The following is a 15,320-nucleotide window of genomic DNA, read 5'->3' as shown; positions in this document are numbered from 1 at the left end:
GGGCGTTTCTGTGTGGTGACCCGCCACGCAAATCGGTCACGCGCCATATCCGCGCGGTGCTGCATCCTGCGGCCAAAACTTGGTATCTGGCGCTTTACGACATGAATCGTGCGACCGAGATCGAGCGGAGGCATTTTCGCAATCGCGTCGCCAAAACTCTCAGTGGGTTCTGATGCGCGCGCTTGTCATCTATTGCCATCCCCGCCCAGACAGTTTCACCGCTGCCGTGCGCGATCGCGTGCTGGACAAGCTTCGCGCCGTTGGCGCAGAGATCCGCATGCAGGATCTTTACGCCATGCGGTTTGATCCGGTGATGAGCGGGACGGAGCATCGCGCGTATGAAAACGAGGCGGTCAACCAGGCCCCGGTCGCGGCCGAGATCGCCGATCTGACCTGGTGTGACACGCTGATCTTTGTTTATCCGACCTGGTGGTATGGGTTGCCTGCGATGCTGAAAGGATGGCTGGACCGGGTTCTGGTGCCTGGCGTGGCCTTCCTGATGCCGGATGAGGCCAATGCCGATATCCGGCCGGGTTTATCGCATATCACCCGGCTGGGCGTGTTCACGACCTGCGGCGCGTCCTGGTGGCTGACCCGGATGATCGGCGCGCCGGGCCGGCGTACGATCCTGCGGGGGATCAGGTTGCTTTGCGCAAGGCGCTGCAAGACCGTTTTTGCCGCGCATTACCTGATGGACAGTTCCACCCCGAAAAGCCGTGTGGCGCATCTGGACAAGGTGGGGCGAAAACTGGACGGGTTTCTGGGCAAACCCGCAACGGGAAAGGCGATGGCGCAATGATCCCTCTTCTTGACTGGCAGCTGTTTCAAAAAGATCCAGCGGGATTTTCAGCCGATCTGGGCGCGGCCTGTCGCGGCCCGGGGTTCTTTCTGCTGAAAGGACACGGCATCGAAGCTGCGCTGATTGATGATGTGTTCAACCAGGGGGATGCGTTTTTTGCCCTTTCGGATGAGGCGAAGGCACCGCTGTCGATCCTTGAAAGCCCCCATAACCGGGGTTGGGCCGCTGAAGGGTCGGAGGCGCTGGATGAAACCTCGGGTCAGGTGGATCGCAAGCAGGCGTTCAATATTGGGCTGGATCTGGCCCCAGATGATCCGCGCGTGCTGGCCGGTGAGCCGTTTCGCGGCGTCAATGTCTGGCCCGACCTGCCTAGGTTCCGGGATGTGATGCTGCGCTATTATGATGCGGTCTTGGCGCTTGGCGTGGCGCTTCATGGCGCGTTTGAGAGGGATCTGGGCTTGCCGTCTGGTTTCTTTGCCCCGCGCTTCGACGCGCCCATGGCCACGCTGCGATTGCTGAGCTATCCGCCCGCCAGCGGCGCGGCGGGGGAAATCGGGGCGGGCGCGCATACGGATTACGGTTCGATCACGCTGTTGATGACCGATGGAGAGGCCGGTCTGCAGGTGCGACCGCGCGGAGGCGATTGGGTGGACGTGCCCCATGTCGACGGGGCCTTTGTCATCAATATTGGCGATTGCCTGATGCGCTGGACCAATGACATTTACGTATCGACACCACACCGGGTGCTGCCGCCCAAACGGGCGCGCCGGTCGATTGCGTTTTTTCTGGATCCCAATCCGGAGGCCGAAATCCGCGCCTTGCCCGGCACGGGTGATGCGAAGTATCCGCCGGTTACGGGTGCGGATTATCTGCGTATGCGGCTCGCTGCGACATACGGCACGGGCTGAAGCCCGATCGCTAAAATCGCAAATGTCCTGAGAATTTTTGGAGCGGGCGATGAGATTCGAACTCACGACCCTTACCTTGGCAAGGTAATGCTCTACCCCTGAGCTACGCCCGCGTCCATTGGGTGAGGCGGAGATACTGATCCGCGCGCCGGGCTTCAAGTGGAAAATGCAAGCGGGATGAAAAAATTTGCAGCGCGCGCAGATAACGGTTTTTGACGCAAAAACCGGTGAGAAACTGACACAGTTTCTCACCCCGATCGGCTTGTCTTTGGATTTTGCGTCAAAATCCAGCCGGAAACTGCGTCAGTTTCCGGCCGCTTCGAATTCCACCAGAAGATCCTTGGCGTCGATCTGACCGCCCGGTTGGACATAAACCGTTTTGACCACGGCATCCCTTTCGGCGTGAATGCCGGTTTCCATTTTCATCGCCTCGATGGTCAGCAGCAGATCGCCTTCCTTCACCTCTTTGCCGGCCTGCGCGGCGATGGTTGCCACAACGCCCGGCATCGGGGCACCGACATGGTTGGGATTGCCCAGTTCGGCCTTGGGGTTGGCGGCCGTGGTCGATTTGACCAGACGGTTGGGCACACGGATCACGCGCGGCTGGCCGTTGAGTTCGAAGAACACTTTCACTTCGCCCTTGTCATCCGTTTCGCCCACCGCCTGGCAGCGGATTTCCAGCGTCTTGCCCGGGTCGATTTCGGCCGTGATCTCCTCACCAGGTTCCATGCCATAGAAGAAGGTCTTGGTGGGCAGCGTGCGGACAGGCCCATATGTACGGTGACGTCCCATGTAATCGAGGAAGACCTTGGGATACATCAGATAACCGCTCAGATCCTCGTCATCGACGGATTTGCCTTCAAGCTGGGCCGACAGGTCGGCCCGCGTGGCCTCCAGATCGACCGGGGGCAGGTGTTTGCCGGGGCGTTCGGTGTTGGGCGCCTCGTCCTTCAGCACCTTTTGCAGGATGCCCTGCGGGAACCCGCCCGGGGGCTGGCCCAGATTGCCGCGCATCATGTCGATCACGCTGTCGGGGAAGGCCACGTCTGTTTTCGGATCCTCGACCTGACCGCGGGTCAGGCCCTGGCTGACCATCATCAGCGCCATGTCACCCACCACTTTCGACGAAGGGGTCACCTTCACGATATCGCCGAACATCTGGTTCACATCGGCATAGGTCTGGGCGACCTCGTGCCAGCGTTCTTCCAGACCCAGCGACCGGGCCTGCGCCTTGAGGTTGGTGAACTGCCCGCCCGGCATTTCATGCAGGTAGACCTCGGAGGAGGGGGCCTGCTGACCCGTCTCGAAGGCGGCGTAATGGGCGCGCACGGCTTCCCAGTAATCGCTGATCTCGCGGATGGCGCGGATATCAAGGCCGGTGTCACGGTCGGTGTTCTTCAGCGCTTCGACCACAGTTCCCAGCGTGGCTTGGGAGGTGTTGCCCGACAGGGCGTCCATGGCGCAATCGACTGCGTCCACACCAGCCTCGGAGGCGGCAAGGATCGTTGCAGTGGCTACGCCTGCGGTATCATGGGTGTGGAAGTGGATGGGCAGGCCCACCTCTTCCTTCAGCGCCTTGATCAGGATGCGGGCGGCCGCGGGTTTCAGAAGGCCTGCCATGTCCTTCAGGCCCAGGACATGGGCGCCTGCATCGCGCAGCTCTTTCGCCATGCCGACATAGTATTTCAGGTCATACTTGGCCCGGTCCGGGTCCATGATGTCACCGGTATAGCAGACTGTGCCTTCGCAGATCTTTCCGGTGTCGATCACGGCATCCATCGCGACGCGCATGTTTTCGACCCAGTTGAGGCTGTCGAACACGCGGAAGATATCCACGCCTATCTCGGCCGCGACGCGCACGAATTCCTGCACCACGTTGTCGGGGTAATTGGTATACCCAACCCCGTTTGAGCCGCGCAGCAGCATTTGCGTCATGAGGTTGGGCATGGCTTCGCGCAGGTCGCGCAGGCGCTGCCAGGGGCATTCCTGCAGGAACCTGTAGGCCACGTCGAAGGTCGCACCGCCCCAGCACTCCATCGAGAAGAGCTGCGGCAGGTTCGCGGCATAGGCAGGGGCCACGCGGATCATGTCGATGGACCGCATCCGGGTGGCGAGCAAGCTTTGGTGGCCGTCGCGCATGGTGGTGTCGGTGATCAACAACTGACGCTGTTTCTTCATCCAGTCGGCGACGGCCTCTGGCCCCTTCTGCTCCAGCAGGTTGCGCGTGCCCATCATCGGTTCGGCTTTGCGTGCCGGCGGCTTGGGTTCTTTCACATCGGCGGGTGGACGGGCACGGTCCTTGACCTCGGGGTGACCGTTCACGGTGATATCTGCGATATAGGTCAGAACCTTGGTGCCGCGGTCGCGGCGCTTGGAGAACTGGAAAAGGTCCGGCGTCTCGTCAATGAATTTGGTCGTGTATTCATTGCCAAGGAATGTCGGGTGTTTCAGCAGGTTTTCCACGAAGGCGATGTTGGTGGACACACCCCTGATCCGAAACTCACGCAGGGCGCGGTCCATCCGGGCAATCGCCATCTCAGGCGTGGGGGCCCAGGCGGTCACTTTGGTCAGAAGCGAGTCGTAATACCGCGTGATCACGCCGCCGGTGTAAGCCGTGCCGCCATCCAGACGGATGCCCATGCCGGTGGCTTCGCGATAGGCAGTGATGCGGCCGTAATCGGGGATGAAGTTGTTTTGCGGGTCTTCGGTGGTGATCCGGGTCTGAAGCGCGTGGCCGTTCAGGGTGACATCGTCCTGTGTGGGTTTCCCGGTGGCCTCGGCAATCGTCTTGCCTTCGGCAATCAGGATCTGTGCCTGCACGATGTCGATGCCGGTCACTTCCTCGGTGACGGTATGTTCGACCTGCACGCGGGGGTTCACTTCGATGAAGTAGAACTGGCTCGTCTCCATATCCATCAGGAATTCGACCGTGCCCGCGCATTCGTAATTCACATGCTTGCAGATCTTGTAGCCCAGCTCGCAGATCTCGGCGCGCTGCAGTTCGGTCAGATAGGGGGCCGGGGCGCGTTCGACGACTTTCTGGTTGCGCCGCTGGACCGAGCAGTCGCGTTCAAAAAGGTGGTACATCCCACCATGCTTGTCGCCGAGGATCTGCACCTCCACATGGCGGGCGCGGGTGATCATCTTTTCCAGATAGCCTTCGCCATTGCCAAAGGCGGCTTCGGCCTCGCGGCGGCCTTCGAGGACTTTTTCCTCAAGTTCATCTTCCGAATTGATCGGCCGCATGCCGCGCCCGCCGCCGCCCCAGGAGGCTTTGAGCATCAGGGGATAGCCAATTTCGCCGGCCTCCTTGCGGATGGCGTCCATATCTTCGCCCAGCACTTCGGTCGCAGGGATCACGGGCACACCGGCCTCGATCGCGACCTTCCTTGCGCTGGCCTTGTCACCCAGCGCGCGCATGGTGTCTGCCTTGGGTCCGATGAAGGTGATGCCGTTCTTGGTGCAGGCATCCACGAAATCGGGGTTTTCAGACAGAAGGCCGTATCCCGGGTGGATCGCATCCGCGCCGCTTTCCTTGGCCACGCGGATCATCTCGTCAATTGAAAGGTAGGCGGCCACCGGCCCCATGCCTTCGCCGATCCGGTAAGCCTCGTCCGCCTTGAACCGGTGGAGGCCCAGCTTGTCCTCCTCGGCAAAGACGGCGACGGTTTTCTTGCCCATTTCGTTGGCGGCGCGCATCACGCGGATGGCGATCTCGCCCCGGTTGGCAATCAGGATTTTGCGGAATTCGGTCATGGCAGCCTCTGGTTTGGCATGGTGGGGCGATCATTATGGAGATTCCACCAACCCGTAAACACGTAGAACTGGGTAATTGCCATTGTTTGCGCAAACGCGATCCTTGGAAGGATCGCAGGGGGCTGTCCCAGGCGAATTTTCGAAAATTCGCCCAAGCCTTCGGCGGACCGGTCGGTGAGGGGCAAATATTTGTCGAAAAGGGATTGGGCAGTGTTGTCCAGCCCTGTTAGCAATGGCAAAGCCGGGCGGGTAGCAATGGCAAAGCCGGGCGGGGCGCCATTGGCGGATCAGGGAGTGAAGACAATGCGATTTTCCGGGCTGCGTATACTCAAAGAGGGTCTGACCGGCAACAAGGGATGGACGCCCCATTGGCGCGATCCCGAGCCCAAATCCGAATACGATATCCTGATCATTGGCGGCGGCGGGCACGGGCTGGCCACGGCCTATTACCTGGCCAAGGAACACGGGCTGAGCAATATCGCGGTGTTGGAGAAGGGCTATATCGGCGGCGGCAATGTGGGGCGCAACACCACGATTGTGCGCGCGAATTACAACATGCCGGGCAATTCGGAGTTCTACAGCCATTCGCTGAAACTGTGGGAAGGGCTGGAAGAGGATCTGAATTACAACGTGATGCATTCCCAGCGCGGGATCATCAATCTGTTCCATTCCGACGGGCAGCGCGACTACGCGGTGCGGCGGGCCAATTCGATGATCAACCAGGGCGATGATGCGATCGTTCTGGACAGGGCAGGCGTGAAGAAGATGCTGCCCTATCTGGATTACGACAATGCGCGGTTTCCGGTCTATGGCGGACTTTATCACCCGCGCGGTGGAACCGCGCGGCACGATGCGGTGGCCTGGGGTTTTGCCCGGGGGGCCGACAGCCGGGGTGTGGACCTGCTGCAGAATTGCGAAGTCACCGGGATTGATATCGAAGGTGGTAAGGTCATCGGTGTGCAGACCTCTCGCGGACCGATCAAGGCCAAGAAGGTGGGGATTGTTGTCGCGGGCCGGTCGGGGCAGGTGGCGGCGAGGGCGGGGATGCGGTTGCCGATTGAAAGCCACATCCTTCAGGCCTTTGTGACCGAGGGGTTGAAGCCTTGCATCGACCATGTTGTGACCTTTGGCATGGGCCACTTTTATATCAGCCAGTCCGACAAGGGCGGTTTGGTCTTCGGCGGCGATCTGGATTTCTACGCCTCTTACGCGGCGCGGGGGAACCTGCCGATGGCCGAACATGTGATGGAGGCGGGCATGGCCCTGATGCCGATGATCGGCAAGGCGCGGGTGCTGCGGTCCTGGGGCGGGATCATGGATATGTCGCCCGATGGCTCCCCCATCATCGACCGGACGCATATCGAGGGGCTCTATCTCAATTGCGGCTGGTGTTACGGCGGGTTCAAGGCGGTGCCGGGCTCGGGCAATGTCTTTGCGCATCTCATGGCCACGGATCGCTATCACGACAACGCCACCAAATTCCGGCTGGATCGCTTCCGCGATGGGTACGGGTTGATGGATGAAGAGGGCACAGGCTCTCAGCATAACTTGCACTGAGGGTTGGCCGTGGGATTCCGTATTTACAGGCAAGAAGAAGCAGGAGCGCGGGTATGAGGATCACCTGTCCGATCTGTGGCGAGCGGGACAGCCGCGAGTTTTCCTATCGCGGTGCCGATGTGGCGCTGCATCGGCCCGATCCGGAGGCCGGGGAAGCGGCGTGGGATGACTATGTGCATCTGCGCGACAACCCGGCGGGTGAGACCCGCGACATGTGGTATCACGAGGGCGGCTGCGGCGCCTGGATCGTTGTCACGCGCAACACGGTGACCCACGAGGTCATCGGCTCGGAACTGGCGGCGGAGGTCGCACGATGAGGGTTCAGGGCAGGGGGCTTGTGGATCGCAACAGCCCGGTCACTTTCCGCTTTGACGGCATCGCCTATGAGGGGTTCGCAGGCGACACGCTGGCCTCGGCCCTTCTGGCCAATGATGTGCGGCTGATGGGGCGGTCGTTCAAATACCACCGCCCACGCGGGGTTCTGACGGCAGGCAGTGAAGAGCCCAACGCATTGGTCACGGTTGGCGCGGGTGTGGGTCAGGAGCCCAATATGCGCGCCACGGTACAAGAGATTTATCCGGGGCTTGAGGCGCAGTCGCAGAACCGCTGGCCTTCGCTGGGCTTTGATCTTTTGTCGGTCAACGATCTGGCCGCGCCTTTCCTGGGGGCGGGGTTTTATTACAAGACCTTCATGTGGCCGCGCGCGTTCTGGGAAAAGCTTTATGAGCCTGTGATCCGTCGTGCCGCCGGGCTTGGCGCGCTGTCAGGCAAGCCGGATGGCGACCGGTATGAACGCGCCTGGGCGTTTTGCGATCTGTTGGTGATCGGCGCCGGGCCTGCGGGGCTGATGGCTGCGCTGACGGCGGCACGCGCGGGTCTGGACGTGATCCTGGCCGATGAGGATGCGCGCATGGGGGGGCGGCTTCTGGCGGAAAGCCATGAGGTCGACGGTATGCCCGGCCCGGATTGGGTCGACAGCGTGCTGAATGAGTTGCAGGCGATGGACAATGTCCGCCTGATGAGCCGCACGACGGTTACCGGTGCATACGACCAAGGCACCTATGGCGCGCTGGAACGGGTGGGCCATCACCTGCCGCGCGCGGAGAAACGTCCGCTGGAAACCTTCTGGCGCATCGTTGCCAGGCGGTCGATCCTGGCGGCTGGCGCGCTTGAGCGCCCCGTTGCCTTCACCAATAACGACCGGCCCGGCATCATGACGGCGGGGGCGGTGCGGACCTATCTCAATCGCTATGGCGTGAGCCCCGGCAAGGCGGTCACCGTCTTTGGCAATAACGATGACGCCCATCGCACCGCGCGTGACCTGATCGCGGCGGGGGTCCATGTGTCCGCCGTCATCGACGCGCGCGCAGATGCGGCGGTTGACGTCAAGGCACCGATCTATAAAGGCGCGGTTGTCTCCGGCAGCAGCGGGCGCAAACAGCTTGAAAGCATCACCGTCCGCAGCGGAGGACGGGAGGAGAAGATCGCCACCGATTGCCTGGCCATGTCGGGTGGCTGGAACCCCACGGTTCATCTGACCTGCCATATGAACGGGCGGCCCACATGGCGCGAGGATATCCAAAGCTTTGTGCCGACCCCCGGCGCCATTCCGGGGATGGAGGTGGCCGGGGCCTGCAACGGCACCATGACCACCGCAGCCTGCCTGCGCGAAGGGGCGGAAGTGGCGGCGCGCGTGGCTGCAGATCTTGGCAAGAAGGCCAAAGCGGCCGACCTGCCGAAGGCCGAGGATGATCCCTATCGCCTGACCGCTCTGTGGCATGTGCCGGGCAAGGGGCGGGCCTGGCTGGACTTTCAGAATGACGTGACCGTGAAGGACGTCAAACAGGCGGCTACCGAAAACTTCCGGTCGGTCGAGCATATGAAGCGCTATACGACCCAGGGCATGGCGACCGATCAGGGCAAAAATTCAAACGTCGCGGCCCTGGCCATTCTGGCCGATGCCACCGGACGCGGTATTCCCGAAACCGGGACAACCACCTTCCGGCCCCCCTATGCCCCCGTGGCGATTGCCGCGATGGGTTCGGGTGCCACCGGCAAGGGGTTTGCGCCAGAACGCAAGACGACCTCTCACGCCGCCACGGTAGAGCGTAAAGCGCCACTGATCGAGGCGGGGCTGTGGTACAGGCCCAGCTATTTTCCGCAGGCTGGCGAAACCAACTGGCGGCAGTCCTGTGACCGCGAGGTGGGCTATGTGCGCAATGCGGTGGGCATCTGCGATGTCTCTACGCTGGGCAAGATCGACATTCAAGGGCCGGATGCGGCCAGACTGCTAGATTTCGTTTATACCAATACGTTTTCCACGCTGAAACTGGGGCGTGTCCGCTATGGGCTGATGCTGCGTGAGGATGGTCATGTCATGGATGACGGCACCACCGCGCGGCTGGGAGAGCATCATTACGTGATGACCACCACCACCGCTGCGGCGGGGCAGGTGATGAAACATCTGGATTTCGTCACCCAGGCGCTGCATCCCGAATGGGATGTGCACCTGATCTCGGTCACCGAGCAATGGGCGCAGTTTGCCGTTGCGGGCCCCAAATCGCGGGAGCTTCTGAACGGGCTTCTGGACACGTCCCTGAGTGATGACGACTGGCCGTTCATGGCCTGTGGAGAGGTGTCCGTTGCCGGTGTTACGGGGCGGCTTTTCCGCATCTCGTTCTCGGGCGAGCACGCCTATGAACTGGCCGTGCCCGCGCGCTTTGGCGACAGCCTGTTCCGGCTTCTGGTGGCGCGCGCCGAAGCCATGGGCGGTGGCGCCTACGGGATGGAGGCGCTGAACGTTCTGCGCGTGGAAAAGGGCTTTATCACCCATTCCGAAATCCATGGCCGTACGACCGCCTATGATATCGGGATGGAACGGATGATTTCCGCCAAGAAGGATTGCATCGGCAAGACCATGGCGGCCCGGCCCGGTCTGGTTGATCCCGAACGCGAACGCCTTGTTGGGTTGCGCCCCGCAGGGGCCGCCAAGCAGATCACGGCCGGGGCGCATCTGTTCAATCCCGGTGACGCGCCGGTGCGGGTGAATGATCAGGGCTATGTTACGTCCGTGGCGTTTTCGCCGACACTGGGGATGAATATCGCGCTGGGTTTTCTGAAACGCGGGCCGGAGCGATACGGTGAAACCGTCAAGCTGGTCGATCACGCCCGCGGGGTCGAGACCTTGTGCGAAGTGGTGAACCCTGTGTTTTTCGACCCTGAAGGAGGGCGTGTCCGTGGGTGACCTGATTGCCAAATCCGCCTGTGACGGGCTGTTGCCGCTTGAGATCGGTGGTGCGACCCTGACCGAGATCGTGTTTGACGCCATCACCTCGGTCGCGCCATGGCGTGGTCATGAACAGGCTGTCTCGGACGCGCTGAAATCCCAGATGGGTGCGGCCTTCCCTGCACCGAACCGCTCCACCGGAAAGGCCAAATCCCGCGCGGTCTGGTCCGGGCGCGGGCAGGCGTTGGTTCTGGGTCCGCCGCTTGAGCCCATCGCGGGCGCGGCGATGACCGATCAGACCGATGCCTGGGCCTGTGTCGCGCTTGAGGGGCCTGCCGCGCGCGATGTACTGGCGCGCCTTGTCCCGATCGACCTGCGCGACGGCAGTTTCAAACGCGGCCACGCGGCGCGCACGCAGCTGATGCATATGAGTATCGTACTGATGCGCACCGGCGCCGATCGCTATGGCATCATGGCCTTACGGTCGATGGCGGGCACGCTTGTTCACGATCTTGAAACCGCCATGGAAGCCGTCGCCGCGCGCGGGTAAGCTGTGCGTCGGTTATTGCGAATCCGGAGGGTATCCATGCGTTTCACCACCTGCCTAGTCGCCTGTCTGTTCGCGGCTGGCGCTGTCTCGGCCCAGGGTATGGGAGAAGAGGCTTGCGCGGCACAGGCCAGTATCGTCATCGATGCGCATGAGCTGCGTAAGGAAGGCGTCGCTGCCGACAAGGCCGTGGCCGAGCTGCTTCCCAAGTATGAAGAACTCGGCGCCGCCTATACCGATCAGATCATCCCGGCTTTGGTTACCCAGTATGTCTATGCCCAGCCCGAAGCGGTGTTGGATCAGGATCTGGCCGGGGTCTGGAAGCAAACCTGCCTGACGACCGATCTCTCTTCGGTTTTGGGCGCCGACTAAAGATGCTACACCTGCAGGCATGAGTCTGCCGCCCGGTTTTCTGGATGAATTGCGCAGCCGCACCAGCCTGACGCAGGTGGTGGGGCGCAAAGTCATGTGGGATGCGCGCAAATCCAATCAGGGCAAGGGCGACATGTGGGCGCCGTGCCCCTTTCACCAGGAAAAAACCGCGTCATTTCATGTGGATGACCGGAAGGGGTTTTATTACTGCTTTGGCTGCCACGCAAAAGGCGATGCCATCGGTTTCGTGAAAGAGACCGAGAATGTCAGCTTCATGGAAGCGGTCGAGATCCTGGCGCGGGAAGCCGGCATGACAATGCCCGCCCGCGATCCCAAGGCGCAGGAAAAGGCCGACCGGCGCACCCAACTGGCCGAAGTGATGGAACAGGCGGTGCAGTTTTTCCGGCTGCAACTGCGCACTGGGGCTGCGGCGGCGGCGCGTGACTATCTGGCCGGGCGCGGGCTGTCAGAGGCGGCACTTGAACGCTGGGAAATCGGCTTTGCCCCAGACGCCTGGCAGGCGCTGTGGGACCATCTGCGCGGCAAGGGCGTGGAGGAGGATCTTATCCTAGCCGCAGGGCTTGCAAAGCCGTCGACCAAGGGCAAGAAGCCCTATGACACCTTTCGCAACCGCATCATGTTTCCCATCCGCGACGCGCGTGGCCGGGCGATCGCCTTTGGCGGGCGCGCGATGGATCCCACTGACAACGCCAAATACCTGAACTCGCCCGAGACCGAGCTTTTCGACAAAGGCCGCAGCCTTTACAACCATGGCCCTGCGCGCACAGCCGCCGGAAAGGGCCAGCCACTGATCGTTGCCGAAGGCTATATGGATGTAATCGCGCTGGCCGAAGCCGGGTTTGGCGCATCGGTGGCGCCGCTGGGCACTGCGATCACCGAAACCCAGCTTCAGCTTTTGTGGCGTATCGCGCCGGAACCTATCATCGCGCTGGATGGTGACACCGCCGGTCTGCGCGCGGCGATGCGCCTGATCGATCTGGCCCTGCCTTTGCTGGAGGCGGGCCAATCCCTGCGCTTTGCCATCATGCCCGAAGGCTTGGACCCCGACGACCTGTTGCGCGCCAAGGGGCCGCAAGCGGTGCAGGCGGTGCTGGATCAGGCCATCCCGATGGTGCGCCTGCTGTGGCAGCGCGAGACCGAAGGCAAGAATTTCGACAGCCCGGAACGCAAAGCGGCGCTCGACAAGGCGCTGCGCGAAAAGATCAAGCTGATCAGGGATCCCTCGATCCGTCAGCATTATGGTCAGGAAATCAAGGATCTGCGCTGGCAGCTTTTCCGCCCGCAACGCAGTGCGCCCGGCAAAAGCTGGTCACCGGGGCGCAAACCGTCACTCGCACCGCTGCCGTCGACCAAATCCTCGCTTCTTGTTGCGGCGGGTGAGGGGGCGGAAGATCAGATGCGCGAGGCCGTGATCCTGGCTGCGATCATCGCCCATCCGACCATCGCCGCCGAATTCGAAGCCGGCATCGAAAGCCTTGCCTGTATCGATCCCGATCATCGTGCTTTGCGGGACATGATCCTGCGTGTCGCCATGGACACACCCGATGATTTGCATGCGGAAATCGAGGCGCAATTGGGCCCTGTACCCCTTGAAAAGCTGCATGGACTGCGCCATGTCGCCATCACGCCCTGCATTCGCAACCCAGGCGATGTGGACCTCGCGCAGATGACTGTCGCCGAGGAGCTTGCAAAACTCGATGCGTATCGCGGGCTGATGGCCGAAGTGGCCGAAGCCGTCGAAGATCTGGGCGGTGAAGCCGATGAAGCGGTGACCTGGCGTCTTAGTCAGGCCGCCGAAGCCCGAAACCGCGCCATGCGAAGCCAGCAGGAGGACAAAGCCGAATACGACCTTGGCGACAATGGCGCGCGAATCAATCGCGACGAACGCAACGCACTTGATGACCTTTTGGGCAAAATTAAGTTTTCAAAACCACACACTCGGTAGGTTTTGGTAAAGGAACGCTAAAGAAAACAGGGTAAACGGGGTGACGAATCACTTGAGAGCGCTAATGATTCGTTTAATGCCGAATCACTCCAGACCCCTCGGGAGCTTTTAATGGCCGCGAAAGACGCAAACGAAGACCGCAAACCTGACGACCAGGATGCGGAAATGGGCTTTGACATGAGCCAAGCCGCCGTCAAGAAGATGATCGGTGAGGCGCGTGAGAAAGGCTATATCACCTACGACCAGCTGAACCAAGTTCTGCCCCCGGATCAGGTGAGTTCCGAACAGATCGAAGACGTGATGTCGATGCTGTCGGAAATGGGCATCAACATCATCGAAGATGAAGAGGCCGAAGAGGAAGAGCAGAAAGGCTCGACCGAAGTTGCAACCACAGATGGCCCGCGCGATCTGACGCTGGGCTCTACCGGTCAGGAAAAGCTGGACCGCACCGATGACCCCGTGCGCATGTATCTGCGCGAGATGGGATCGGTTGAACTGCTGTCCCGCGAGGGCGAAATCGCCATCGCCAAGCGGATCGAGGCCGGCCGCAACACGATGATTGCAGGGCTGTGCGAAAGCCCGCTGACCTTCCAGGCCATCACGATCTGGCGCGAGGAACTTCTGAGCGAAGAGATCCTTCTGCGCGATGTGATCGACCTGGAAACCACCTTCTCGGGCCAGCTGGGCGAGGATGGCGAGGTTGAAGAACCTATCGTCGACACCTCTCAGGTTGCGGCCAAGAAGGAAACCGATGACAGCGGCCCGGAACTGGACGCCGACGGCAATCCCATCGCCAAGGATGACGATGACGACGATGACGAACAGGCCAACATGTCCTTGGCCGCGATGGAAGCCGCGCTTAAGGATCAGGTCCTGAACACGCTGGAACGGATCGCCAATGATTACGCCCAGCTGTCGGAAATGCAGGACAGCCGGATTTCCGCCACGCTGAATGAAGACGGCAGCTTTTCCGACAAGGAAGAGGAAACCTATCAGGCGCTGCGCTCGGAAATCGTGGAGCTGGTGAACGGTCTTCACCTGCACAACAACCGGATCGAAGCGCTGATTGACCAGCTTTACGGCATCAACCGCCGCGTTATGTCGATTGACAGCGCGATGGTGAAACTGGCCGACCAGGCGCGGATCAACCGCAAGGAATTCATCGAGGAGTACCGCGGGCGCGAGCTGGACCCGAACTGGCTGGGCGAAATGGCCGAAAAATCCGGTCGCGGCTGGCAGATGTTCATCGAACGCTCCACCGACAAGGTGGAAGAGCTGCGCGCCGACATGGCCCAGGTGGGTCAGTATGTGGGTCTGGATATCAGCGAATTCCGCCGCATCGTGAACCAGGTGCAAAAGGGCGAGAAAGAGGCGCGGCAGGCCAAGAAGGAAATGGTCGAAGCCAACCTGCGTCTCGTGATCTCGATTGCCAAGAAATACACGAACCGTGGCCTGCAATTCCTTGATCTTATTCAGGAAGGCAACATTGGCCTGATGAAAGCGGTCGATAAGTTCGAATATCGCCGCGGATACAAGTTCTCGACCTACGCCACATGGTGGATCCGTCAGGCGATCACCCGGTCCATCGCGGATCAGGCGCGCACGATCCGGATTCCGGTCCACATGATCGAAACGATCAACAAGCTTGTCCGTACCGGCCGTCAGATGCTGCACGAGATTGGCCGCGAACCTACGCCGGAAGAGCTGGCCGACAAGCTGCAGATGCCGCTGGAAAAGGTCCGCAAGGTGATGAAAATTGCCAAGGAGCCGATCAGCCTGGAAACCCCCATCGGCGACGAGGAAGACAGCCAGCTGGGCGATTTCATCGAGGACAAGAATGCCGTGCTGCCTTTGGACAGCGCCATTCAGGAAAACCTCAAGGAAACCACCACGCGGGTTCTTGCCTCGCTTACCCCGCGCGAAGAACGTGTGCTGCGCATGCGCTTTGGCATCGGCATGAACACCGACCACACGCTGGAAGAGGTGGGCCAGCAGTTCAGCGTGACCCGCGAACGGATCCGGCAGATCGAAGCGAAGGCGCTGCGCAAGCTCAAGCATCCCAGCCGTTCGCGCAAGCTGCGGTCGTTCCTGGACCAGTAAGCGCAGCTGAAATGCCTAAGAAACAGGCTGCGTCGGCGCGACCGGCGCAGCTTTTTTCACCTTGGGTAAACCTCTTGTGAGGCAGGCTA

At 61.3% G+C, this 15,320-nt stretch carries 10 protein-coding genes and 1 tRNA gene; 9 read left to right on the top strand and 2 right to left on the bottom strand.

All coding sequences use genetic code 11. From position 1 onward, the window contains the following. Positions 1-172 precede the first annotated feature (172 nt). Both TR61_RS11860 and TR61_RS11855 read left to right on the top strand, forming a co-directional pair. Positions 173-799 carry an NAD(P)H-dependent oxidoreductase gene (locus tag TR61_RS11860; RefSeq protein WP_050930272.1) on the top strand — a complete coding sequence of 209 codons (627 nt, stop codon included), beginning with the start codon at positions 173-175 and terminating at the stop codon, positions 797-799. Beyond that, positions 796-1,707: an isopenicillin N synthase family dioxygenase gene (locus TR61_RS11855; RefSeq protein WP_050930270.1), complete on the top strand. Its 912-nt coding sequence runs from the start codon at positions 796-798 to the stop codon at positions 1,705-1,707. The genes TR61_RS11860 and TR61_RS11855 overlap by 4 nt, the downstream gene beginning before the upstream one ends. 38 nt (positions 1,708-1,745) lie before the next feature. Here TR61_RS11855 and TR61_RS11850 read toward each other — a convergent pair. Next, positions 1,746-1,820, bottom strand: a tRNA-Gly gene (locus tag TR61_RS11850). Between the two features lie 190 nt (positions 1,821-2,010). Further along, positions 2,011-5,463 carry a pyruvate carboxylase gene (locus TR61_RS11845; RefSeq protein WP_050930269.1) on the bottom strand — a complete coding sequence of 1,151 codons (3,453 nt, stop codon included), beginning with the start codon at positions 5,461-5,463 and terminating at the stop codon, positions 2,011-2,013. Positions 5,464-5,766: 303 nt separating this feature from the next. On the opposite strand from TR61_RS11845, the gene TR61_RS11840 reads away from it, so the two are divergent. The 7 genes from TR61_RS11840 (at position 5,767) to rpoD (ending at position 15,231) form a co-directional block, all read left to right on the top strand. Beyond that, positions 5,767-7,020, top strand: a complete 1,254-nt coding sequence (locus tag TR61_RS11840; RefSeq protein WP_050930282.1) for a sarcosine oxidase subunit beta family protein — start codon at positions 5,767-5,769, stop codon at positions 7,018-7,020. A 53-nt stretch (positions 7,021-7,073) separates the two neighbouring features. Continuing rightward, positions 7,074-7,337, top strand: a complete 264-nt coding sequence (locus TR61_RS11835; protein WP_050930267.1) for a sarcosine oxidase subunit delta — start codon at positions 7,074-7,076, stop codon at positions 7,335-7,337. Beyond that, positions 7,334-10,264 (top strand): sarcosine oxidase subunit alpha family protein, encoded by a 2,931-nt coding sequence (locus TR61_RS11830; RefSeq protein ID WP_050930265.1) that lies wholly within the window; start codon positions 7,334-7,336, stop codon positions 10,262-10,264. The genes TR61_RS11835 and TR61_RS11830 overlap by 4 nt, the downstream gene beginning before the upstream one ends. Continuing rightward, entirely contained in the window at positions 10,257-10,796 is a 540-nt protein-coding gene (locus TR61_RS11825; protein ID WP_050930263.1) for a sarcosine oxidase subunit gamma, read from the top strand. Before TR61_RS11830 ends, TR61_RS11825 begins: the two co-directional genes overlap by 8 nt. Positions 10,797-10,832: 36 nt before the next feature. Beyond that, complete coding sequence (locus TR61_RS11820; protein ID WP_050930261.1) at positions 10,833-11,165, top strand: hypothetical protein; 333 nt, start codon at positions 10,833-10,835, stop codon at positions 11,163-11,165. Positions 11,166-11,184: 19 nt separating this feature from the next. After that, positions 11,185-13,131 carry a DNA primase gene (gene dnaG / locus TR61_RS11815; RefSeq protein ID WP_050930260.1) on the top strand — a complete coding sequence of 649 codons (1,947 nt, stop codon included), beginning with the start codon at positions 11,185-11,187 and terminating at the stop codon, positions 13,129-13,131. A 111-nt stretch (positions 13,132-13,242) separates the two neighbouring features. After that, positions 13,243-15,231, top strand: coding sequence for an RNA polymerase sigma factor RpoD (gene rpoD, locus TR61_RS11810; protein ID WP_050930258.1), 1,989 nt, complete (start codon positions 13,243-13,245; stop codon positions 15,229-15,231). The last annotated feature ends 89 nt before the right edge of the window (positions 15,232-15,320 follow it).

Origin of the sequence: Aestuariivita boseongensis (genome assembly GCF_001262635.1) — a bacterium.
In the GTDB taxonomy this organism is placed as follows: domain Bacteria; phylum Pseudomonadota; class Alphaproteobacteria; order Rhodobacterales; family Rhodobacteraceae; genus Aestuariivita; species Aestuariivita boseongensis.
Note: the sequence above shows the minus strand (reverse complement) of the source record. Positions and strands in the feature narration are given on the sequence as shown.

Excerpts from the sequence above, each read along its gene's own strand:
- TR61_RS11820 (WP_050930261.1), top strand. The coding sequence starts at position 10,833 with ATGCGTTTCACCACCTGCCTAGTCGCCTGTCTGTTCGCGGCTGGCGCT.
- rpoD (WP_050930258.1), top strand. The coding sequence starts at position 13,243 with ATGGCCGCGAAAGACGCAAACGAAGACCGCAAACCTGACGACCAGGAT.
- TR61_RS11835 (WP_050930267.1), top strand. The coding sequence starts at position 7,074 with ATGAGGATCACCTGTCCGATCTGTGGCGAGCGGGACAGCCGCGAGTTT.
- TR61_RS11860 (WP_050930272.1), top strand. The coding sequence starts at position 173 with ATGCGCGCGCTTGTCATCTATTGCCATCCCCGCCCAGACAGTTTCACC.
- TR61_RS11855 (WP_050930270.1), top strand. The coding sequence starts at position 796 with ATGATCCCTCTTCTTGACTGGCAGCTGTTTCAAAAAGATCCAGCGGGA.
- TR61_RS11840 (WP_050930282.1), top strand. The coding sequence starts at position 5,767 with ATGCGATTTTCCGGGCTGCGTATACTCAAAGAGGGTCTGACCGGCAAC.
- TR61_RS11845 (WP_050930269.1), bottom strand. The coding sequence starts at position 5,463 with ATGACCGAATTCCGCAAAATCCTGATTGCCAACCGGGGCGAGATCGCC.
- TR61_RS11830 (WP_050930265.1), top strand. The coding sequence starts at position 7,334 with ATGAGGGTTCAGGGCAGGGGGCTTGTGGATCGCAACAGCCCGGTCACT.
- dnaG (WP_050930260.1), top strand. The coding sequence starts at position 11,185 with ATGAGTCTGCCGCCCGGTTTTCTGGATGAATTGCGCAGCCGCACCAGC.